Source organism: Leisingera sp. ANG49 (genome assembly GCF_059694505.1).
This window is the reverse complement of the sequence record NZ_JCATZN010000001.1, coordinates 974854-994296: the sequence shown is the minus strand read 5'-3', so window position 1 is coordinate 994296 and position 19443 is coordinate 974854. Positions and strand designations below refer to the sequence as shown.

Annotated in this window: 19 protein-coding genes, 1 other RNA gene and 1 pseudogene; 14 read left to right on the top strand and 7 right to left on the bottom strand. The window is 64.9% G+C overall.

The genetic code is table 11. The features are described from left to right. Positions 1–15 precede the first annotated feature (15 nt). From AC58NV_RS04975 to rnpB, 3 genes are all read left to right on the top strand, one after another. Positions 16–795, top strand: coding sequence for a hypothetical protein (locus AC58NV_RS04975; RefSeq protein ID WP_366661947.1), 780 nt, complete (start codon positions 16–18; stop codon positions 793–795). Beyond that, positions 795–1457 carry an N-acetylmuramoyl-L-alanine amidase gene (locus AC58NV_RS04970; RefSeq protein WP_497226122.1) on the top strand — a complete coding sequence of 221 codons (663 nt, stop codon included), beginning with the start codon at positions 795–797 and terminating at the stop codon, positions 1455–1457. Before AC58NV_RS04975 ends, AC58NV_RS04970 begins: the two co-directional genes overlap by 1 nt. Before the next feature lie 66 nt (positions 1458–1523). Next, an RNA gene (rnpB, locus tag AC58NV_RS04965) (RNase P RNA component class A) lies at positions 1524–1933 on the top strand. A gap of 98 nt (positions 1934–2031) precedes the next feature. On the opposite strand, the pseudogene AC58NV_RS04960 reads toward rnpB, so the two are convergent. After that, positions 2032–2835, bottom strand: a pseudogene (locus tag AC58NV_RS04960) (adenylate/guanylate cyclase domain-containing protein); the annotation flags it as partial. 924 nt (positions 2836–3759) lie between these two features. On the opposite strand from AC58NV_RS04960, the gene rpmG reads away from it, so the two are divergent. Together rpmG and AC58NV_RS04950 are read left to right on the top strand one after the other, a co-directional pair. Then, entirely contained in the window at positions 3760–3927 is a 168-nt protein-coding gene (gene rpmG / locus AC58NV_RS04955; protein WP_008554190.1) for a 50S ribosomal protein L33, read from the top strand. A 216-nt stretch (positions 3928–4143) separates the two neighbouring features. After that, positions 4144–4533: a hypothetical protein gene (locus AC58NV_RS04950; RefSeq protein WP_497226121.1), complete on the top strand. Its 390-nt coding sequence runs from the start codon at positions 4144–4146 to the stop codon at positions 4531–4533. A gap of 2 nt (positions 4534–4535) precedes the next feature. On the opposite strand, the gene AC58NV_RS04945 is transcribed toward AC58NV_RS04950, so the two are convergent. The 3 genes from AC58NV_RS04945 to AC58NV_RS04935 form a co-directional block, all read right to left on the bottom strand. Next, positions 4536–5009, bottom strand: coding sequence for a GNAT family N-acetyltransferase (locus tag AC58NV_RS04945; protein ID WP_497226120.1), 474 nt, complete (start codon positions 5007–5009; stop codon positions 4536–4538). An 85-nt stretch (positions 5010–5094) separates the two neighbouring features. Next, entirely contained in the window at positions 5095–5871 is a 777-nt protein-coding gene (locus tag AC58NV_RS04940; protein WP_019295727.1) for a Bax inhibitor-1/YccA family protein, read from the bottom strand. 197 nt (positions 5872–6068) lie between these two features. Next, positions 6069–6290 carry a DUF1127 domain-containing protein gene (locus tag AC58NV_RS04935; RefSeq protein WP_497226119.1) on the bottom strand — a complete coding sequence of 74 codons (222 nt, stop codon included), beginning with the start codon at positions 6288–6290 and terminating at the stop codon, positions 6069–6071. 125 nt (positions 6291–6415) lie between these two features. Between AC58NV_RS04935 and AC58NV_RS04930 the strand changes: the two genes are divergently transcribed. Further along, positions 6416–7297, top strand: a complete 882-nt coding sequence (locus AC58NV_RS04930; RefSeq protein WP_497226118.1) for a LysR family transcriptional regulator — start codon at positions 6416–6418, stop codon at positions 7295–7297. 222 nt (positions 7298–7519) lie between these two features. Here the strand turns inward: AC58NV_RS04930 and AC58NV_RS04925 are convergent, their stop codons facing one another. After that, positions 7520–8485, bottom strand: coding sequence for an NADPH:quinone oxidoreductase family protein (locus tag AC58NV_RS04925; protein ID WP_497226117.1), 966 nt, complete (start codon positions 8483–8485; stop codon positions 7520–7522). Between the two features lie 349 nt (positions 8486–8834). Between AC58NV_RS04925 and AC58NV_RS04920 the strand changes: the two genes are divergently transcribed. From AC58NV_RS04920 to AC58NV_RS04910, 3 genes are all read left to right on the top strand, one after another. Continuing rightward, on the top strand, positions 8835–9206 hold the full coding sequence (locus AC58NV_RS04920) for a helix-turn-helix domain-containing protein (RefSeq protein WP_019295723.1): 372 nt from the start codon (positions 8835–8837) through the stop codon (positions 9204–9206). Between the two features lie 114 nt (positions 9207–9320). Next, a complete protein-coding gene (hisN, locus tag AC58NV_RS04915; RefSeq protein ID WP_497226116.1) occupies positions 9321–10112 on the top strand; it encodes a histidinol-phosphatase in 792 nt (263 codons plus the stop codon). 117 nt (positions 10113–10229) lie between these two features. Beyond that, positions 10230–11564 (top strand): 8-oxoguanine deaminase, encoded by a 1335-nt coding sequence (locus AC58NV_RS04910; RefSeq protein WP_497226115.1) that lies wholly within the window; start codon positions 10230–10232, stop codon positions 11562–11564. 64 nt (positions 11565–11628) lie between these two features. On the opposite strand, the gene guaD is transcribed toward AC58NV_RS04910, so the two are convergent. Next, on the bottom strand, positions 11629–12915 hold the full coding sequence (gene guaD / locus AC58NV_RS04905; RefSeq protein ID WP_497226114.1) for a guanine deaminase: 1287 nt from the start codon (positions 12913–12915) through the stop codon (positions 11629–11631). A gap of 142 nt (positions 12916–13057) precedes the next feature. Here guaD and mgtE point away from each other — a divergent pair, with 142 nt between their 5' ends. After that, positions 13058–14446 carry a magnesium transporter gene (gene mgtE, locus AC58NV_RS04900; protein ID WP_497226113.1) on the top strand — a complete coding sequence of 463 codons (1389 nt, stop codon included), beginning with the start codon at positions 13058–13060 and terminating at the stop codon, positions 14444–14446. Positions 14447–14455: 9 nt separating this feature from the next. Continuing rightward, complete coding sequence (locus AC58NV_RS04895; protein WP_497226112.1) at positions 14456–15013, top strand: 5-formyltetrahydrofolate cyclo-ligase; 558 nt, start codon at positions 14456–14458, stop codon at positions 15011–15013. Here the strand turns inward: AC58NV_RS04895 and AC58NV_RS04890 are convergent. Further along, positions 15010–15897 carry a LysR family transcriptional regulator gene (locus AC58NV_RS04890; protein ID WP_497226111.1) on the bottom strand — a complete coding sequence of 296 codons (888 nt, stop codon included), beginning with the start codon at positions 15895–15897 and terminating at the stop codon, positions 15010–15012. The two genes, AC58NV_RS04895 and AC58NV_RS04890, sit on opposite strands and share 4 nt — an antisense overlap. Before the next feature lie 109 nt (positions 15898–16006). Between AC58NV_RS04890 and AC58NV_RS04885 the strand changes: the two genes are divergently transcribed. The 3 genes from AC58NV_RS04885 to AC58NV_RS04875 all read left to right on the top strand — a co-directional run bounded on the left by AC58NV_RS04885 (position 16007) and on the right by AC58NV_RS04875 (position 19383). Beyond that, positions 16007–16504, top strand: a complete 498-nt coding sequence (locus tag AC58NV_RS04885; RefSeq protein WP_497226110.1) for a lactoylglutathione lyase family protein — start codon at positions 16007–16009, stop codon at positions 16502–16504. Between the two features lie 74 nt (positions 16505–16578). Beyond that, positions 16579–17391 (top strand): TIGR00282 family metallophosphoesterase, encoded by an 813-nt coding sequence (locus tag AC58NV_RS04880; RefSeq protein ID WP_366661962.1) that lies wholly within the window; start codon positions 16579–16581, stop codon positions 17389–17391. Positions 17392–17604: 213 nt separating this feature from the next. After that, on the top strand, positions 17605–19383 hold the full coding sequence (locus AC58NV_RS04875) for an SLC13 family permease (RefSeq protein ID WP_366661963.1): 1779 nt from the start codon (positions 17605–17607) through the stop codon (positions 19381–19383). The last annotated feature ends 60 nt before the right edge of the window (positions 19384–19443 follow it).

The window sequence follows — 19443 nt, the reverse complement described above, 5'->3', positions numbered from 1 at the left end:
GCTGACAGGTACCCCATGCGCGCATTCGCATCTTACGCCGCCGCAGGCAGCCTTCTGGTTATGGCTGCCTGTTCCCCCCAGGTCCCGGACAGCGCCGCGGGCGTTGGCATCGACGGCGACCCGTTTGCGCCGCCGCCGGCCGCAGGCACCACCATCAATGGCGATCCGCTGGTGCCGCCTGCGCGGGTGTCCACTGAAACCGCGCCTTATCAGCCTGGCACCGCACCGCGCAGCAGCGGCTCCACCACCACGGCCGGCACGTTCAGCACCGCTGCGGCGTCTTCCAGCGACGCCGATATCGCCCGCCAGACCGAGGCCGCCCTAGCCGCGTCCCGCAGCACTTCCGGCACGGCGCCGCTGGATGCCAGCCCCGCCAACCCGGCACCGCAGCTGATCGGCAACGCGGGTATCTCGGACGAGAATGATTTTGAGGCAGTGGCCTCGCGCCAGTCCATCGAAAGCGATGCTGAGCGGCTGCAGCGCCAGCGGTCGCAGTACCAGCAGGTGCAGCCGACCGCGGTGCCGGAACGCTCCGGCGATACCGGGCCGAACATCGTCAAATACGCGCTCAGCACCTCCAACCCCAAGGGCGTGCGCCTCTACACCCGCGCAGGCATTAACCTGAAGGCCCGCAGCGCGCGCAACTGCGCCGAATTCGCATCGCCGGATCAGGCCCAGGTTGCCTTCCTCAAGAGCGGCGGCCCGGAGCGCGACCGCAAGGCGCTGGACCCGGATGGCGACGGTTTTGCCTGCGGCTGGGATCCGGCCCCCTACCGGCTGGCCGTCCAGAATTGATGACGCCTGATCAGTCAGGCGCCGTCTGGCATCCCAGCCCGAACTTCGGGCCCCGCAGGGACGGCCTGACGCCGTCCCTGATTGTTTTGCACTACACCGCCATGGAGACCGCTGAGGACGCACTGGAGCGGCTCTGCGATCCGGTTGCGGAGGTTTCCGCCCACTACCTGATTGGTGCAGACGGCACCCTTTGGCAAATGGTGGCAGAAGACTGCCGCGCCTGGCATGCAGGCGCAGGCGAGTGGGCAGGGCAGGAAGACATCAATTCCCGCTCTATCGGCATCGAACTCGACAACCTCGGCAGCCACCCCTTCAGCGAACCGCAGATGGCGGCGCTTGAGGCGCTGATGCGCGGCATCATGCAGCGCCGGGACATTCCGCCTGCGGGGGTGATCGGCCATTCCTGCATGGCGCCGGGGAGAAAATGCGACCCCGGCCCGCGTTTCGACTGGGCGCGCCTGGCCCGCCAGGGGCTGGCTGCGGATGGCGCGGGTTCGCCCCCGCCGCAGCCCGTAACCTTCCCGGGCTTCCGGGAAGCTGCCGCCGCGGCCGGTTTCACGGCGCCGGCAGACGACGAAACGCTGCTGGCGGCGGTGCGGCTGCGGTTCCGGCCCTGGGCCTCCGGCCCGCTCTCTGCTGAGGACTTCCTGCCGCTGGCCTGAAGGAACGGCCTGCTTCTGTACAATCCGCTTGACGCCGCGTGCGGTTGTTCCTACGCCTCCCCTCGCGCAGAAGGCTGGATGGCCGCCGGCGCGGGGAGACCCGCGCGGGAGGAAAGTCCGGACTCCATGAAGCAGCGGTGCCGGGTAACGCCCGGGCGGGGAAACCCGACGGAAAGCGCCACAGAAAACAGACCGCCAGCCCCCGGGCTGGTAAGGGTGAAACGGTGGGGTAAGAGCCCACCGCGCCTCTGGCAACAGGGGCGGCACGGCAAGCCCCACCGGGAGCAATGCCAAATAGGGTCCCCGCGCGGGCAGGTTCCGGTCCGCCGGAAAACCGCCGCTAGGTTCGCTTCAGCCGAGAGGGACCGGGTTGGCAGCTTGAGCGGCGCAGCAATGCGCCGCCTAGATGAATGGCCGTCGATCCCTGCCTTACGGGGCAGGGGGGACAGGATCCGGCTTACAGGCCTTCTGCGCGTTCCAATGGCTCATAGGCGGTGGCCGGTCCGGGAATGCCCTTCAGGTCGAACACACCGGCCTTTTGCAAGCCCGCGCCAACCGCCCGGGCTGTGGTTTCGCAAACCAGGATCTGCCCGCTGCCGGCCTTGTCGCAAAGCCTGGCTGCCAGGTTCGGCGCGGCACCGATGGCCGCATAATCCAGCCGTCCCTCAAAGCCGATCTGGCCCAGCGTCGCCTTGCCGGTGGCAATCCCGATCCCCAGGCCGATCCGGCTGCCGCCGGTTTGAAACGGCCGCACCGCATCCGGAAACGCACCCTGCATCTGCTCTGCCAGATCCAGCGCCCGCCTGGCCGGGTCCTCGCAGGGCAGCGGCGCGTTGAACAGCACCAGGAGCCCGTCGCCCAGAAACCGCTCCAGCGTGCCGCCGGCCTGTTCGATCAGCGGCCCTGCGGCCTGGTGGAAGGCGTTGAGCGCGGCGATCACCTGGTCCGGAGAGACGGCGCTGGCAAAGGCGGTAAAGCCGCGCAGGTCGGCAAACAGAACTGTCACGGTGCGGCGCTGGCTGTTCAAGGCCGTGCTGCCGCTGCCAGCATTCACGATCATCGCCGCCACCGGTTCCGGCAGGAAACGGCGCAGACGGTTGGTCCGCTCCAGCTCCGCCACCTGCTGCGCCACCTTGCGCTCCAGCTGGCTGTTCCAGGATTGCAGCTCCTCCTTCTGCGCATTGACCTCCTCATAAAGCGCGCCCAGTTCGCGGCTCATGCTGTTCACATTCCGTGCCAGCCCGTCGAATTCATCCCGGTTGGAAACCCTGGCCCGGGCCGTGAATTTCCCGGAGGCGACGGAACTCAGGGTGCGGCCGATCTGCTCCACCGGCCACAGCACGGAGGAGGAAATTGCATAGCCCGCGAGCAGCGACATAAGAACGGCTGCCAGACTGACGCCCAGCACCAGATTGCGCGAGCGGCTGTAGGCCAGGCTGGTTTCCCTTGCCCGCTGGTCCATCTCTCCCCTGATACGGGTGGCAACCGTATAGGCGTCGCGCTGTATCCGCCTGGTTCGGGGGGCAAAGTCGCGTCCGACCAATTCGGCGATGGCCTCGAAATCTCTTGCGTGCCGTCTGCGGGAGATTTCGAAGGCGATGGGGCGCAGTGCCCGCGCCGCTTCTTGAATTCCTATCAGATGGGTATCCTTTTTTGTGCCTTCACGTTCCTGTTTCCGGATGGCCCTGGCAACGAACAGAGTCAGATTATTGACTTCGTTCATCAACTGTTCGCTCGGCGGTGTTGCCGGATCGTGGAGTTCCAGCGCATTGGAATAGGCGAAGGCCATGGCGTTGTTGGCGCTTTGGTAGATCAGGCTGTAGGTCTGGATCCGCTGCTGGTCGCGGATCAATTGCCGGGTCCGTTCATTTGCCTGCTGCAGTGTTTGCAGCCCAAGCAATGCGAGGGCAATCACCAGTCCGGTTCCGGTCAGAAAGGCCGCCAGCAGCTTGTAGCGCAACGAAACCCTCAGGCGGGCCACCGCGCGCACCAGAGGATTCGGCTGCGGATCTGTCTGGCTGGTCTTCCTGTGCTCAGGCATCGGCAGGGCCCTTGGGCTGTGGCACGGCTGGTTAAGCCACTGAAATGGGGCAAACGGCGGGTAAAGCTACGTTTCACCGCGTCCCAACAGGGGGAAAGCAGGTGAAAACCCCGATTCCGCCGCTTGGCTGGCAGAATTGGCCCTCAGCGGCGGCTTCCGGGCGTTTTGGCTGTTGACTTGGGGCGCAGGGCGGGTAAAAGCCGGGCTTCAGATAGGAATTTACCGAGAGGCCCCTGCCTTTTCGGACGCAGGAGAAGCACCATGGCGAAGCCGACCACCATCAAGATCCGCCTGAACTCGAGCGCGGGCACCGGCCACTTCTATGTGACCAAGAAAAACGCACGCACCATGACCGAGAAAATGGTTGTGCGCAAATACGACCCGGTCGTGCGCAAGCACGTCGAGTACAAAGAAGGCAAAATCAAGTAAGCCTTCCTTACTGACGATTTCCGGAAACGGGTCGCGCGATGCGCGGCCCGTTTTCTTTTTTGGGGCCGCGCGGTCGATTCCGCCCGCCGTCTGCAATTGTCCAAAAATGCCGCAGGGATTACCCGGCAGCCCGGCATTTTGTTGCCCCATTTGCCATCTAGACTGACAACCGTGGGTATAAAGCTAAGGGGTGGATGTGCTGTGAGGGTTTTCTTGTTGGCAGCGGTACTGTCAGTGGCCGGGGCACCGGTCTCCGGTTTCTTTGAGGCCAAGGTGGCGGTGCCGCCGCCGCCGCCTGTCACTGCTGGGCCTTTGCCGGTTGCGGCAGGAGGCCCTGGGCAGGAGGAAGTGGTAGAAGCAAGCTTTGTGCGCCTGAACGGTCGAAGGCTGGCGTTGAACCTGGTGCGTTTAGGCAGTGCCGGTGTGGCGGTGCTGAGCGTCCCTGAAACCAGCCCGGTGCCGGTTCTGCCCGAAATTGCAGAGGCTGACCTGAGTGACCTGCTCCGCAGCGCCTCGGGCTGCCGCGTGGACGGAAGCCTCCGCAAGGTTGCAGGCCGGCAGGGGGCATTTGCCATCTCCGCCGGCTTGGATTGTTCCGGTTTCTGACCTCAGGCGCGCCACTCTGCCACGGTCAGCACGGGCGTCATCCCCATGCCCTGCATCAGCGCCGCGGAGGCGCTGTTGAAGGGCGCATAGGTGGCCGCAATCACCGTGGCGCCCTCTGCCAGCGCCCGCGTCTTCATCGCTTCCACCAGCGCCTTGCCGACGCCCATCCGGCGCCAGGCTTCGGTCACCGAGATATGGTGCAGCATGGCGCGTTTCTCGGCGGCGCGGACGGGCAGGGCGGGGTGGTCCTGCAGCTCATAGATCAGGTAGCCCAGCAGCGCCCCCTGCGGGCTTTCCGCGGCCAGGGCAAAGACGTTGTCCTGCTGCAGCCAATCCTGCAGCCAGGCAGCCAGATCGCCGCTGCCCGGCGCCGGAATATGGCGCTCCGGCTGATGCTCGGCGTGCAGCGCGTGCAGGTCCTGCAGCAGCGGCAGCAGACGGTCTGCCTCTGCCGCCGGGATCTCAATGATTTTCATGGGTGTGTCCCCTGTTATTGTTGTTGAAATGAAAAGGGGCGGATCCTTGTGATCCGCCCCTTGCTGTTTGGTATGTGGCTTGCGGTTATTCGCGGTTGCCAAGCAGCTGGAGCAGCATCATGAACATGTTGATGAAGTCCAGGTACAGGCTCAGCGCGCCCATGATCGCGGACTTTGCCAGCCACTCCTGGTCGCCCGCGTGGGCCATCTGCAGGTAGTCGTTCTTGATGCGCTGGGTGTCATATGCGGTCAGGCCCGCAAAGATCAGCACGCCGATCACCGAGATCGCAAACGCCATGGCGGAGGACGCCAGGAAGATGTTGACGATCGAGGCCACGATCAGGCCGATCAGGCCCATGATCAGGAAGGAGCCCATGCCGCTGAGGTCCTTCTTGGTGGTGTAGCCCACCAGCGACAGGCCCGCAAAGGCGATGGAGGTGATCAGGAACACCTGCACGATGCTCTCGCCGGTGAAGACCAGGAAAATCGAGCTGATCGACAGGCCCATCACGGTCGCGAAGACATAGAACAGCAGCTGCACGCCGGCCGCAGACATGCGGTTGGCGGCGGCGCCGATGCCAAAGATGAAGGCCAGCGGGGCAAACATGATGACCCACTTCAGCGGCGACGCATACAGCGCATAGCCGATGTTGGTCAGGTACTTGTCAGCGCTCAGCTGGGCCACGGCGTTGGCCGGGTCAGAGGTGACAGCCAGCCCGGCAATCGCCCAGGCGGCCAGGAAGGTGATGAACGTGCCTGCCGACATGGTGGCATAGACTTTGTTCATATGGGCGCGGAGGCCCTCATCAATCTGCTGGGCGCGGGCGCCTGCGGCAGAGCGGATGGTATCGAATTGTGCCATATTGAATGGTCTCCGTAATCTACTCCCTCGCTGCCGGCACGCGAATGGGACCGCGGGCCGCAGCTTTCCTGCTAAATATCGGGTGAAGCGGAGTTCGGTTCAAGTATTTCGAGCAAAGAAATACATGAAAAACAACCAAACGGGCCGCACGGCGGCAGCCCGTCTGAAAAGTGGCTGTTGTCTGAGGCGGAGCCTGCTCAGCGGCTCCAGTGATCCGGCGCCTTCCAGAACCCGCCGCGCGCCTCTGCGTCCGCTTGGGCGCGGGTCACGCCGATGTCCTCCAGGGCGCGCGCATCCAGCCGCGCCAAATGGCGGCGCTGGCGCCAGGCGGCCAGGTGCAGGCCCAGGCGCGCGGTCAGGGACAGCTGCGGCTTGGCGGCGGTGCAGGGGGTGGAGCAGGAGGAGGTTGCGAGGGTCATGGCTTTGGTCCTTCAGTTGTGTTTGTGATGCTTCCCTTTTAGGCGATCAATTGTGTTGATGAATATGGGGTGGTATGGCATATTTTTAAAACGAATGTTTTTGATCCAATGAATCAGGTTCTGTGATGGTAAGAAATCTTGATATCACCACGCTCCGCTCCTTTGTGGCGGTGGCCGAATACGGCGGGGTGACCCGTGCCGCCGGTTTCCTGCATCTCACCCAGTCGGCGGTCTCGATGCAGATGAAACGGCTGGAGGAGCTTCTGGGGCTGGAACTGCTGGACCGGTCAGGCCGCACCATTGCGCTCACGGCCGAGGGCGAGCAGATGCTGGGCTATGCCCGCAAAATGGTGGCGCTGAATGACGAGGTGATCAGCCGGCTGACCGACCAGGCGTTTGAGGGCGAGGTGCTGCTGGGGGTGCCGCATGATGTGGTGCATCCGGTCATCCCGCAGGTGCTGAAGCGGTTCAGCCTCAGCTATCCGCGGGTCAACGTGAACCTCTGCACCTCCAACACCCGCGATCTCAAGGCCGAGTTTGCGCGCGGCGCCTTCGACCTGATCCTGACCACCGAAACCGGCGCGGGCGAAGGCGGCGAGACGATCCACAGCATGCCGCTGCGCTGGGTCGGCGCGCCCGACGGCGCAGTCTGGCGGCAGCGCCCGCTGCGGCTCGGTTTCTGCCGCAACTGCAGCTTCCGCCCGGTGGCGACGGCGGCGCTGGATGAGGCCGGCATCGAATGGGAAATGGCGCTGGACAGCGATTCCGACCGCACGGTCGAGGCGACTGTCAGTGCCGATCTGGCCGTCGGCGTGCTGCTGGAGGGCACTCAGCCGTCATACCAGGAGCTGATCACCCAGAGCTGCGGCCTGCCGGAGCTGCCGATGCAGCACATCAACCTTTATGGCGCAGAGCGGGTGCGCGCGCCCTACGTCGAGGATCTGGCGGAATTCATCCGGCAGGGCTTCCAGGGGCTGTGGGCCACTCCGCTGAGGGCCGCCAGCTGACCCTTTGGCGAAGTGCATTGCTGCGGTTCAGGTCCGGGCCTCCGCAAGGGATATGCCGGTGCCGCCGGGCAGGGCGGAGCTCCCGCGCCCGCAGTCTGCCCTGGCTTCGCCAGCGCATCCATGGCGGCGCTGAGCCTGGCCCAACCGCTGCGGTGCGTTTTGCGGAAATGCGCAGTAAGCGGGCGGGAGAAACCCTGCCGCCGGCGCGGCGCATGCTGCCGGTCAGCTGCCGCCCATGGTGATCACCACCTTGCCGGTGGATTTGCGGCTGCGCAGCAGTTCTAGCCCCTCCGCGGCCTGCGCCAGCGGCAGCGTGTGGCTGATATGCGGCTTGATGCGGCCTTCGCCGTGCCAGGCAAACAGCGTCTCGAAGGACTGGCGCACCGCCTCGGGTCGGAATTTCATGTAGCCGCCCAAATAGAAGCCGATCACGGTCAGGTTCTTCACCAGCAGATGGTTGGCCGGGATCTGCGGCACCTCGCCGCCGGCAAAGCCCACCGGCAGCAGCCGCGCACCGGGATTGGAAGAGCGGAAGGCGGCCTTCCACACATCGCCGCCAATGGCGTCATAGACCACATCAGCCCCGCCAAGCGCCTTGACCGCGCCGCGCAGGTCCTCCCCTGCATCGATCAGGTGATCGGCGCCGGCAGCAGCGGCCACCTCCAGCTTGTCCCGGCCGCGGGCCTGGGCAACCACCGTCGCGCCCATCAGCTTGCCGATCTCCACCGCGGTCAGCCCGACACCGCCCGCGGCGCCGGTGACCAGCAGGGTCTCTCCCGGTTGCAGACGGGCGCAATGGTCCAGCGCCATATGGCTGGTGCCATAGGCGATCTGCATCGCCGCGGCATGTTCGAAGCCCATCGCATCCGGGATCCAGATCAGCCGCGCCGCATCAAAAACGCCGGCCTCGGCCAGGCCGCCGGAGCCGCCGAACACGGCCACCCGGTCGCCGATGTCAAAACCTTCCGTGCCGTCGCCAAGCGCCGTCACCACCCCGGCCGCTTCCAGCCCCAGGGTAAAGGGCGGCTCGGGGGTGTCCTGGTAAGTGCCCTTCATCATCAGAAGATCGGCAAAGTTCAGACCGCAGGCGCGCAGGGCGACGACCGCTTGGCCCGGGCCGGGCGGCGGGCATTGGGTTTCCGTCAGGGCTGCCGGGCTGCCAAAAGCGGAGACTTGGAAGGCCTGCATGTGTTTTCCTCACCTTCTGCGGGAATCAACGTGATTCGCGGGGCTACACTGCCGGGGTGCGCCCGCGGCTTACACCTCGCTATTTCTGGGGAGGTACGCGATCCGCAGCTGGTTGGCAATAAAACGTTTGGGAAAATGCTTCGCGAAATCATGCGCTTGGGTTACAAGACCACGTCAGGGGCGACGGCAGTCTTGCAATCAACCGCAAGGGTTGTACACTTTTGCTCAGAGGTTGAAGACCGGTCGCGCTGATGGGGAAACGTGTTTCCGGCAGGCATCCGAAGCTGCCAGAACGCATTATTGGTAGAGCGGTCCGGGTTTTGGCCACAATGACAGTTAGGAGAAACGCATGGCTCATCCCGTAGACGTGCATGTGGGAAAGCGCATCCGCCACCGCCGGTGGCTGATTGGCATGACGCAGCAGCAGCTCGCCGAGCAGGTCGGCATCAAGTTCCAGCAGATTCAGAAGTATGAAACCGGCGCCAACCGGGTCAGCGCGTCCCGCCTGTGGGACATCTCCGATGCACTCGAGGTGCCGGTGAGCTTCTTCTTCGAAGGCTTGCAGGAAGAAGGCAAGGCGCCGGCAGAGAAGGCCTCTGTGCCAGAGGACCTGATGGGCGACAAGGAAGCGCTGGACCTGGTGCGGTCCTATTACTCGATCCCGGAAAATCAGCGCCGCCGCCTGTTTGAACTGGCGCGGGTGCTGAGCGACGTCGCCTGAGACGGAACAGGGCCCGGTTCAATACCCGGGCCTGACAGGAAATTGCAGCGCAAAACCTATGAGTGGCGGGGTTTGCGCTTGCAATAAAAGCGCCTGGGTGGCACCCGTTCGGGTATGACACAGGCATTACTCACGGATCTCGACGTAGCGAACAGGATGGCAGACGCGGCCCGCGCTGCCATCCTGCCGCATTTCAGAACCTCCTCATTGAATGCCGAGAACAAGCTCGAAGGCGGGTTTGATCCGGTGACAGTGGCCGACCGCGCCGCCGAGCAGGCGATGCGCACGGTATTGGCAGAGCTTCGCCCGCAGGACGGTATTCTGGGCGAAGAGTTCGGCAGCGAAGCAGGCAGTTCCGGCCGCACCTGGGTGCTGGATCCGATCGACGGCACCCGCGGCTTCATCAGCGGCACGCCGACCTGGGGGGTGCTGATTGCGCTGGCGGATCAAAACGGCCCGTTCCTCGGCGTGATCGACCAGCCCTATACCGGCGAGCGTTTCTGCGGCGGAGCGGAGATTGCAGCAATGACCGGCCCGCTGGGCGAAAGGCCGTTGCAGACCCGCAGCACTGCTGCGCTGTCAGACGCGATCCTTTTCACCACCTTCCCTGAAGTCGGAAGCGCCGAGGAGCGCGCAGGCTTCGAACGTGTCGCGGCAATAGCCAAGCTGACGCGCTATGGCATGGATTGCTACGCCTATGCGCTGGTGGCGGCAGGGCAGGCGGATCTGGTGATCGAGGCCGGCCTCAACGCTTACGACATCCAGGCACCGATTGCGGTGATCCAGGCGGCGGGTGGTATTGTGACTGATTGGGACGGCAACCCGGCGCACAATGGCGGCCGCGCCCTGGCCGCGGCCAATGCGCAAATCCACGCCGCCGCGCTGGAACTGCTGCGCAAGACGTAAACGGGTTGAAACCGGCGGTCCCGGCCTGTAGTTTCCAGACAGGCCGGTTCTTCGCCCGTTTTCCATCGGCCGATCACACATTCCCATGAAGCGGGCTGTCTATTGGAGTGTGTGGATATGACAGAGATCCTGATTCAAAATGCCGATACCGTCCTGACCATGGACGACACCCGCCGTGTGCTGCATGGCGCCGATGTGCTGATCCGCGGCGGTGTGATTGCCGCTGTGGGGCAAGGGCTGCAAACCAGCGGAGAGGTGGTTTCGGGCCGCGGCTGCGTCGTGACCCCCGGGCTGGTGAATACTCATCACCATCTCTACCAGAACCTGACCCGCGCGGTGCCGGGGGCGCAGGATGCGCTGCTGTTCGGCTGGCTGCAGCGGCTTTACCCGATCTGGGCGCGGTTCACCCCGGACGAGATGTTCGTCTCCGCCCAGCTGGGGCTTGCCGAACTGGCGCTATCGGGCTGCACACTCAGCTCCGACCACCTGTACCTCTATCCCAACGGTTCCCGGCTGGAGGACACCATCCACGCCGCCCACGATGTGGGCCTGCGGTTCCACCCGACCCGCGGCGCCATGAGCATCGGCGAAAGCGATGGCGGCCTGCCGCCCGACAGCCTGGTCGAGGAAGAGCGCGCCATTCTTGACGACATGATCCGGGTGGTGGACGCCTTCCACGATCCTGAAGAAGGCTCCATGTGCCGCGTCGGCCTGGCGCCGTGCTCGCCGTTCTCCGTCAGCCGCGAACTGATGCGCGACGCCGCACTGCTGGCCCGCGACAAGGGCGTGATGCTGCACACCCACCTGGCCGAAAACGACGAGGATATCGCCTATTCCGAGGAGAAATTCGGCTGCCGCCCCGGCCAGTATGCCGAGGAGCTGGGCTGGACCGGCGATGATGTCTGGCACGCGCACTGCGTCAAGCTTGACGTGCAAGAGATTGACCTCTTTGCCAGAACCCGCACCGGCGTGGCCCATTGCCCCTGTTCCAACTGCCGCCTCGGCAGCGGCATCGCGCCTGTCCGCGCAATGCGTGACGCGGGCGTGCCGGTGGGCCTCGGGGTCGATGGCTCTGCCAGCAACGATATGGCCAGCCTCAGCGCCGAGGCGCGCCAGGCCATGCTGCTGCAGCGGGTTGCTAACGGGGTTGACGCGATGAGCGCCTATGAAGCGCTGGAGATCGCCACCCGCGGCGGCGCCGATGTGCTGGGCCGTCCCGACTGCGGCCGGCTGGAGCCGGGCAAGCGCGCCGACATCGCCATATGGGACACCCGGGGCGTGGCCTCCAGCGGCAGCTGGGATCCGGCGGCATTTCTGCTGGCGGGCCCGACCCGGGTCAAGCATCTGTTTGTCGAGGGCAAGCAGATCATCCGCGGCGGCGAGCTGACCACCCTGGACCTGCCGCGGCTGATTGAACGCCATGGCCAGCTGGCGCGGCAGCTGATGACCTGAGGGCACAGCCCTTCTTCTTTGCCCAAATACTCAAGCCGGAGGCAGAGGCGCACCAGCGCCTCACCTAAACCCGCCGTCCGCCGATCCAGACCTCGGTTATGGCCCGGTCGTCGCCCATCATGATCGTCGGGAACACCGCTTCCCAGATATCCTCCGCCCGCGCGGACCGCTGGGCGATGGCCGGGGTGGAGGCCAGGTCCAGCACCACCAGATCCGCCTCCATGCCTGCCGCGGCATTGCCGATCTTCGCCTCCATCCGCAGCGCCGTGGCAGATCCCTGTGTCGCCAGCCACAGCAACTGCGCCGCGTGCAGCGGCGTGCCGCGCAGCTGGCCGATCTCATAGGCTGCCGCCATGGTGCGCAGCATCGAGAAGCTGGAGCCGCCGCCGGTGTCGGTGGCAAGCCCGATGCGCTGCCCCTCTGCCATCAGCCCGGCCATGTCGAACAGGCCGGAGCCGATGAAAGTGTTCGACGTCGGGCAATGGATCAGCGCCGCGCCGTAGTCCCGCAGCCGGTGCCGCTCGCGCTCTTCCAGGTGGATCGCATGGCCGTAAAGCCCCTTGGCACCCAACAGGCCGAACTCCTCATAGGTGTCCAGATAATCACGGGCCTGCGGGAACAGCGATTTCACCCACTCGATTTCATCCGTCTGCTCGCTCAGATGCGTCTGCATCAGGCATTCCGGGTGCTTGCCCCACAGCGCCCCCATCGCCTCCAGCTGCTCCGGGGTGGAGGTGGGGGAGAACCGCGGCGTGATGGCATATTCCAGCCGGTCCACCCCGTGCCAGCGCGCAATCAGCGCCTCGCTGTCGTCATAGGCCGACTGCGCGGTGTCCCGCAGCCCCTCCGGCGCGTTGCGGTCCATGCAGGTCTTGCCTGCCACCACCCGCTGCCCGCGCGCCTGCGCCGCGGCAAAGAACGCATCCGCGCTTTCGGGGTGGATTGTGCAGTAGCTGCAAACCGTGGTGGTGCCGTGCGCTGCGGTCAGATCCAGGTAGCGTTTTGCGATTTCATCCGCATAGGCGCGGTCGCCGAACCGCATTTCCTCCGGGAAGGTATAGCTGTTCAGCCAGTCGATCAGCCGCTTGCCCCAGCTGGCGATGATCGCGGTCTGCGCGTAGTGCACATGGGCATCGACAAAGCCGGCCATGATCAGCTTGCTGCCGTGATCCACGGTCTCCGCCTCCGGCAGCAGCGCCTGCATCTCCGCCAGTGTGCCGGTGCCCGCAATCCGCCCGTCCTCCACTGCAACGGCGTCCAGCAGCCGGGCCGCGTCCTCCGGGCGCTCCACGGCAAAGGGAGAGGCGGAAAAGGCAAGAACCTGCCCTTTCAGGATGTAACCGGTGCCCATGCGCTGAACCCTTTCCTTGCAAAATGGCTCCACGCAGGATACCCGCCGAAGGGGCGCGGGTAAATTGCGGCATCGCCATTGTTTTCCGGCGGCGGCGTCTTCTATTTTGCGGGCAAAGACCAAGAAAATCCGGGGGCATCAGATGAGCAGCGGCGACAACATCACCGGCGACCAGTCTCAGGAAGATGCCTATGACCTCGACCGCAAGATGGTCGCGCAGGTTCTGGAGGCGGTGGAGCAGGGCGATCAACAGGCTCTGACGGAGCTGCTGGAAGATCTGCACGCAGCCGACATCGCCGACCTTCTGGAACAGATCGATTCCGATGACCGGATCAGCCTGATCCGGCTGTATGACCGGGAATTCGACGGTGAGATCCTGTCGGAACTGGACGAGAGCATCCGTGAAGAGGTGATCTCGATCCTGAATCCGATGGTTCTGGCCGACGCGGTGCGGGAACTGGAAAGCGACGATGTCGTCGACCTTCTTGAAGACCTGGAGGTGCCGCAGCAGGAAGCCATCCTCGACGCGCTGGAAGACGCCGACCGGGTCGCAGTCGAACAGTCGCTGAGCTACCCGGAAAATTCCGCCGGCCGCCTGATGCAGCGCGAGGTGGTGATGGCGCCCGAGCACTGGAATGTCGGTCAGGCCATTGATTTCATGCGGAATTCCGACGATCTTCCGGACCAGTTCTACCACGTGGTGCTGGTCGATCCGCGCCTGCATCCGGTCGGGAATGTCACCTTGGGCCGGATCATGGGTGCTAAGCGCCATGTGACGCTGACCGATCTGGTTGAGGACACTTTTCAGGTCATTCCCGCCGATCAGGACGAGGAAGACGTGGCCTATGCCTTCAACCAGTACCACCTGATCTCGGCCCCGGTGGTCGATGACGAGGGGCGGCTGGTCGGGGTCATAACCATCGACGACGCGATGATCGTGCTGGACGAGGAGCACGAGGAGGACATCCTCCGCCTTGCCGGCGTGGGCGAGGAAAGCTCGCTGGCCGACCGGGTGATCGAGACCACCAAACGCCGCTTCCCCTGGCTGGCGGTGAACCTGGTGACGGCGGTGCTGGCCTCGCTGGTGATCGCCCAGTTCGAGGACACCATCGCCCGGTTCGTGGCGCTGGCGGTTTTGATGCCGATTGTCGCCTCCATGGGCGGCAACGCAGGCACCCAGTCGCTGACGGTGGCGGTGCGCGCCATCGCCACCCGCGACCTCACCGGCTCCAACGTCTGGCGGGTGATCCGCCGTGAAGTGCTGGTAGGGCTGGTCAACGGGGTGATTTTTGCCATTGTCATGGGGCTGGTGGGCCTGGCCTGGTTCGGCTCGCCGATGCTGGGCGTGGTGATTGCCGTCGCTATGGTGGTCAATCTGGTCGTGGCGGGGCTGGCGGGCACAGTGATCCCGGTTCTATTGGAGAAAATAGGAATTGACCCGGCGCTGGCCTCCGGCGCCTTTGTGACCACTGTGACCGATGTGGTGGGCTTTTTCGCCTTCCTGGGCCTTGCGGCCGTTCTACTGCTTTAGGAGACCGCCATGACGGATCTGACCGAAATCAAGGCCGCCGCCCGCAAGGCTGCCTTCGCCCGCCGCAAGGAGGCGCACGCCCGCAACATCGCGGGTGCCGCGGGCCACCTGTCGGAGGTGCTGGCCGGCTACCGCGGCGTGCCGCTGTCGGGCTACATGCCGATCCGCACCGAGATCGACCCGCTGCCCGCGATGGCCGAAGCCGCGGCGCACGGCCCCGTCGGCGTGCCGGTGATCCTGGGCGCCGGGCAGCCGCTGAAATTCAGCCGCTGGCAGCCCGAAGGTGCGCTGCGCGAAGGCCCGTTTGGCGCCATGGTGCCCGAGGTTGATGACTTCTTTGAGCCGGAAATCCTGGTGGTGCCGCTGGTGGCCTTTGACACCAAGGGCGGGCGGCTCGGCTATGGCGGCGGTTTCTACGACCGCACCCTGGAGCTGCTGCGCGGCAAGCGGGGCACCCTGGCCATCGGCTTTGCCTTCGACGCGCAGGAGGCCGAGGATCTGCCGCTGGAACCCACCGACCAGCCGCTCGACCTGATCGTCACCGAAAGCCGCGTTCTGCAGTTCTAATCTGCCAGCCGGGCGCAAATGCCCCGGATTGCCGCCTCAAAAAACGCAAGCCGGGCAGGGGGCGCCTTTTGCCGCTGCCGGATCAGCCAAAGATCATCCTCCAGCGGCGCCGCCAGGGCCGCGGTGCGGAATTGCCCCTGGCCCTGCTGCGCCAGAACTGCGCTTTGCGGCAGGATGGTGTAACCGGCCCCGGCTGACACCGGTCTCAGGATCTGCCCGATCTGGTTGAGAAAGGCCCGCCGCCGCAGCCCGGCCGACCCGCGGTAGTCCGGGTAATTCGCCGCCAGCAGCCGGTCTGCCAGGGCCGCTGCGTCGGGGTGGTCCACCAGCCCCAAGCCCTGCAACTCTTCAAGGCCGGGCCTGTCCGCCGCATCCAAAGGCAGTATCAGGTTCAGCGGATCACGGCCCAGGCGCTCCGCCTCCAGCCGCGGCGCGTCCAGCTTGCGGTGCAGGATCCCCAGATCCAGTTCGCCGGACAAAAGCTGCGCCTCGATCGAGGCTTGCGGGGCGGCCTGCAGCGACAGCGTCAGCTCCGGCCAGCGCGTCAGATGCGGCTCAGCCTCGGCGTAGATCAGAACCGCCAGACCGCCGGGACAGGCGATGCGCACATGGCCGCGGCCCGGGTCGTCCTGTCCCAGCTCCTGGCGCAGCGCTTCCTCTTCAGCCTGGCGCCTGCGGCCGAGGGCGGCCACCGCGGTGCCTGCATCCGTCAGGCTGAAGCTTTTGCCGTGCCGGACCAGCAGCGGCCGGCCCACCTGCTGCTCCAGCTTCTTGACGTGTTGCGTGACCCCCGGCTGGGTCATGTTCAGCCGTGCCGCGGTACGGGTGAAGCTGCCCAGCCTGCTGAGCAGAGTAAAGGTTTCCTGCCAGGTGGCATTCAGCATAGATGGCTCATTTTGTTATGATTGGTATAAGAAATGATAATTTTCCATTCTGCCGGCGCAACCCTATCTCCTGCTTGAAACAAGCGAAACATCAGCCAAGGAGACTAACATGCTGACCGCCCCGCGCAGCTTTTCCCACATCGGCCTGTCTGTTCCGGACCTGGACGCCGCGGTGAAATTCTACTCTGAAGTCATGGGCTTCTACGTCATTATGAAACCCACCGAAGTGGTTGAGGACGACAGTGACATCGGCCGCATGTGCACGGATGTGTTCGGCGCAGGCTGGTCGCGGCTGCGCATCGCCCATCTGTCCACCGCTGACCGCGTCGGCATTGAACTGTTCGAATTCGACGGTAACTACGCGCCTTCGGACAATCTCGACTACCGCCGCCACGGTGTGTTCCACTTCTGCGTGCAGGATCCCGATGTCGAGGGCCTGGCGCAAAAGATCGTTGCGGCCGGCGGCAAGCAGCGGATGCCCGTGCGGGAATATTTCCCGGGCGAGAAACCCTATCGCATGGTCTATGTCGAAGACCCCTTCGGCAACGTCTTCGAGATCTACTCGCACGGCTATGAGCTGACCTACTCGGCTGGCGCCTACAGCTGAACCCGGCGCCACACAGCGGTGAAATCGCAACGCGGGGCCTTGCTCTTTGGCGCCGCGTTGCCTACCAGCCGGGCATGCGTATTCTTTTCCTTGGCGATGTGATGGGCCGCGCCGGGCGCCGTGCCATCACCGAAACCCTGCCGCGGCTGCGGCAGGAATGGCGGCTCGATTTTGTTGTTGTGAACGGCGAAAACGCCTCCAACGGCATGGGGCTGAGCGGCGAGCACGCCAAGCTTTTGCTGGACGCCGGTGTCGACTGCCTGACGCTGGGCGACCATGCCTTCGACCAGAAGGACATGCTGCAGTTCATTGAAAAGGAACAGCGCATCATCCGGCCGCTGAACTTTGCCAAGGGCGCGCCGGGCCGCGGTTACCGCCTGTTCCAGGCGCCGGGCGGGCGCAAGGTGCTGGTGGTGCAGGTGCTGGGGCAGGTGTTCATGAAACGCGCCTTTGACGACCCTTTCGGCGCGGTGGAGGCGGTGCTGAAATCGCACCCGCGCGGCGGGCTTGCTCAGGCCATCATCGTCGATATGCATTGCGAGGCGACATCGGAGAAGATGGCGATGGGCCATTTCTGCAATGGCCGCGCATCGCTGGTGGTGGGCACCCATACCCATGTGCCGACCGCGGATGCGCAGATCCTGTCCGAGGGGACCGGTTATCTGACCGATGCCGGCATGTGCGGCGATTACAACTCGGTCATCGGCATGGACAAGGCCGAACCGATGCGCCGATTCCTGACCGGAATGCCCAAGACCCGCTTCACGCCTGCCAACGGCGAGGCGACGCTGTCCGGCGTGTTTGTCGAAACCGACGACCGCACCGGCGCCGCCAAGCAGATTCGCATGGTGCGCAACGGCGGGCTGCTGCAGGAAGCGGCTCTCTGAACCGGAGCTGCTGTCCTTGCCCGCAACCGCAGGGCGGGAGGAATATCCGGCGAAACCGCAGTTTCCCGGGCAAAACGCCCTTTCCGCACCGCGGACAGCCTGTGTTTTCAGAAATCCTTGCTCAGCCAAAGGGTTTCGGGGAAACTGCGCGATGGCGGGGCGCTGGCTGGCGCGCTAACCCCGCCTTAAACAAAATGGGCAAAGTCACGGCATATGCAGTACTTTCAATTTGCTGACACCGGCAGCGCGTTTGTGGCGCTTGCAATTGTCCTGGCCATGTTCGTGGCGTTCCTGCGGGAAACCTATCCGACCGAAGTGGTGGCGCTTACCGGTGTTGCGGCGATGCTGGCCACCGGCGTTCTGCCCTACCAGGAAGCGCTGCCGGTGCTGTCCAACCCGGCGCCCTGGACCATTGCGGCGATGTTCATCATCATGGGGGCGCTGGTGCGCACCGGCGCACTGGATGCCTTTACCCAGATCGCCAGGAAACAGGCAGAGGTGAACCCCAAGCTGGCGATTGCCCTGCTGATGGCATTTGTTGTCACGGCCTCCGCGGTGGTCTCCAACACGCCGGTGGTGGTGGTGATGATCCCGGTCTTCATCCAGATCGCCCGCACCATGAAAGTCTCCGCCTCCAAGATGCTGATCCCGCTCAGCTATGCGGCGATCCTGGGCGGCACGCTGACACTGATCGGCACCTCGACCAACCTGCTGGTGGACGGTGTCGCCCGCGCGCAGGGGCTGAAACCCTTCACTATTTTCGAGGTCACGCCGCTGGGCCTGATCCTGGTGGTCTACGGCATGGTCTACCTGCGTTTCATCGCGCCGCGGCTGCTGCCGGCCCGCGACAGCATGGCAGAGCTGCTCAGCGACAAGTCGCGGATGAAATTCTTCACCGAGGCGGTGATCCCGCCGGAAAGCAACCTGATCGGCCGCGAAGTGACCGGCGTGCAGCTGTTCAAGCGTCCCGGCGTGCGGCTCATCGACGTGATCCGCGGCGATGAATCGCTGCGCCGCAACCTTGAGGGGGTGGAGCTGCAGGTCGGCGACCGGGTGGTGCTGCGGACCCGGATGACAGAGCTCTTGAGCCTGCAATCGAACAAGGAACTGAAGCGGGTCGATCAGGTCTCCGCGGTGGAAACCCAGACCGTCGAAGTGCTGATCACCCCCGGCTGCCGGATGGTGGGCCGCAGCCTGGGCGCCATGCGTCTGCGCCGCCGCTACGGCGTCTATACGCTGGCGGTGCACCGGCGGAACCAGAACATCGGCGTGCAGCTCGATGACCTGGTGGTGCGGGTCGGCGATACCCTGCTGCTGGAGGGCGCGCCGGCCGACATCCAGCGTCTGGCCGCCGATATGGACCTGGCCGACGTCTCGCAGCCGACCCAGCGCGCCTACCGCCGCAGCCACGCGCCGATTGCGGTTGCCGCCCTGCTGGGCATCGTGCTGCTGGCCGCCTTCGGGGTGGCGCCGATCCTGATGCTGTCGGTGCTGATGGTCTCGCTGGTCTTCATCACCCGCTGCATCGACGCGGATGAGGCGTTCTCCTTTGTCGACGGGCGGCTGCTGGCGCTTATTTTCTCGATGCTGGCCATCGGCGCGGCGCTGGAAAGCTCCGGCGCGGTGGCCCTGATCGTCAACGCCATCGCCCCCGGCCTGTCGATGCTGCCGCCGTTCCTGCTGGTCTGGGCGGTTTACCTGCTGACTTCGGTGCTGACGGAGCTGGTGTCCAACAATGCCGTCGCGGTGGTGGTAACGCCGATTGCCATCGGTCTGGCCCAGGCGATGGGCGTGGATCCGCGCCCCTTGGTGGTGGCGGTGATGGTGGCGGCCTCGGCGTCCTTTGCGACGCCGATCGGCTATCAGACCAATACGCTGGTTTACGGCCCGGGCGGCTATAAATTCACCGACTTCCTGCGTGTCGGCATCCCGCTGAACCTGACCGTCGGCATGGTTGCCTCGCTGATCATCCCCTTCTTTTGGCCGCTCTAAGCCTTCCGAAAGCTGAAAATGGCGGCGAAAAGCTGCCTTCTGTGACCCCGGTTACATGAA

What these genes read in the sequence shown, in the direction of transcription:
- AC58NV_RS04975 (WP_366661947.1), top strand. Translation starts at nt 16, where the DNA reads ATGCGCGCATTCGCATCTTACGCCGCCGCAGGCAGCCTTCTGGTTATG.
- AC58NV_RS04970 (WP_497226122.1), top strand. Translation starts at nt 795, where the DNA reads ATGACGCCTGATCAGTCAGGCGCCGTCTGGCATCCCAGCCCGAACTTC.
- rpmG (WP_008554190.1), top strand. Translation starts at nt 3,760, where the DNA reads ATGGCGAAGCCGACCACCATCAAGATCCGCCTGAACTCGAGCGCGGGC.
- AC58NV_RS04945 (WP_497226120.1), bottom strand. Translation starts at nt 5,009, where the DNA reads ATGAAAATCATTGAGATCCCGGCGGCAGAGGCAGACCGTCTGCTGCCG.
- AC58NV_RS04940 (WP_019295727.1), bottom strand. Translation starts at nt 5,871, where the DNA reads ATGGCACAATTCGATACCATCCGCTCTGCCGCAGGCGCCCGCGCCCAG.
- AC58NV_RS04935 (WP_497226119.1), bottom strand. Translation starts at nt 6,290, where the DNA reads ATGACCCTCGCAACCTCCTCCTGCTCCACCCCCTGCACCGCCGCCAAG.
- AC58NV_RS04930 (WP_497226118.1), top strand. Translation starts at nt 6,416, where the DNA reads ATGGTAAGAAATCTTGATATCACCACGCTCCGCTCCTTTGTGGCGGTG.
- AC58NV_RS04925 (WP_497226117.1), bottom strand. Translation starts at nt 8,485, where the DNA reads ATGCAGGCCTTCCAAGTCTCCGCTTTTGGCAGCCCGGCAGCCCTGACG.
- AC58NV_RS04920 (WP_019295723.1), top strand. Translation starts at nt 8,835, where the DNA reads ATGGCTCATCCCGTAGACGTGCATGTGGGAAAGCGCATCCGCCACCGC.
- hisN (WP_497226116.1), top strand. Translation starts at nt 9,321, where the DNA reads ATGACACAGGCATTACTCACGGATCTCGACGTAGCGAACAGGATGGCA.
- AC58NV_RS04910 (WP_497226115.1), top strand. Translation starts at nt 10,230, where the DNA reads ATGACAGAGATCCTGATTCAAAATGCCGATACCGTCCTGACCATGGAC.
- guaD (WP_497226114.1), bottom strand. Translation starts at nt 12,915, where the DNA reads ATGGGCACCGGTTACATCCTGAAAGGGCAGGTTCTTGCCTTTTCCGCC.
- mgtE (WP_497226113.1), top strand. Translation starts at nt 13,058, where the DNA reads ATGAGCAGCGGCGACAACATCACCGGCGACCAGTCTCAGGAAGATGCC.
- AC58NV_RS04895 (WP_497226112.1), top strand. Translation starts at nt 14,456, where the DNA reads ATGACGGATCTGACCGAAATCAAGGCCGCCGCCCGCAAGGCTGCCTTC.
- AC58NV_RS04890 (WP_497226111.1), bottom strand. Translation starts at nt 15,897, where the DNA reads ATGCTGAATGCCACCTGGCAGGAAACCTTTACTCTGCTCAGCAGGCTG.
- AC58NV_RS04885 (WP_497226110.1), top strand. Translation starts at nt 16,007, where the DNA reads ATGCTGACCGCCCCGCGCAGCTTTTCCCACATCGGCCTGTCTGTTCCG.
- AC58NV_RS04880 (WP_366661962.1), top strand. Translation starts at nt 16,579, where the DNA reads ATGCGTATTCTTTTCCTTGGCGATGTGATGGGCCGCGCCGGGCGCCGT.
- AC58NV_RS04875 (WP_366661963.1), top strand. Translation starts at nt 17,605, where the DNA reads ATGCAGTACTTTCAATTTGCTGACACCGGCAGCGCGTTTGTGGCGCTT.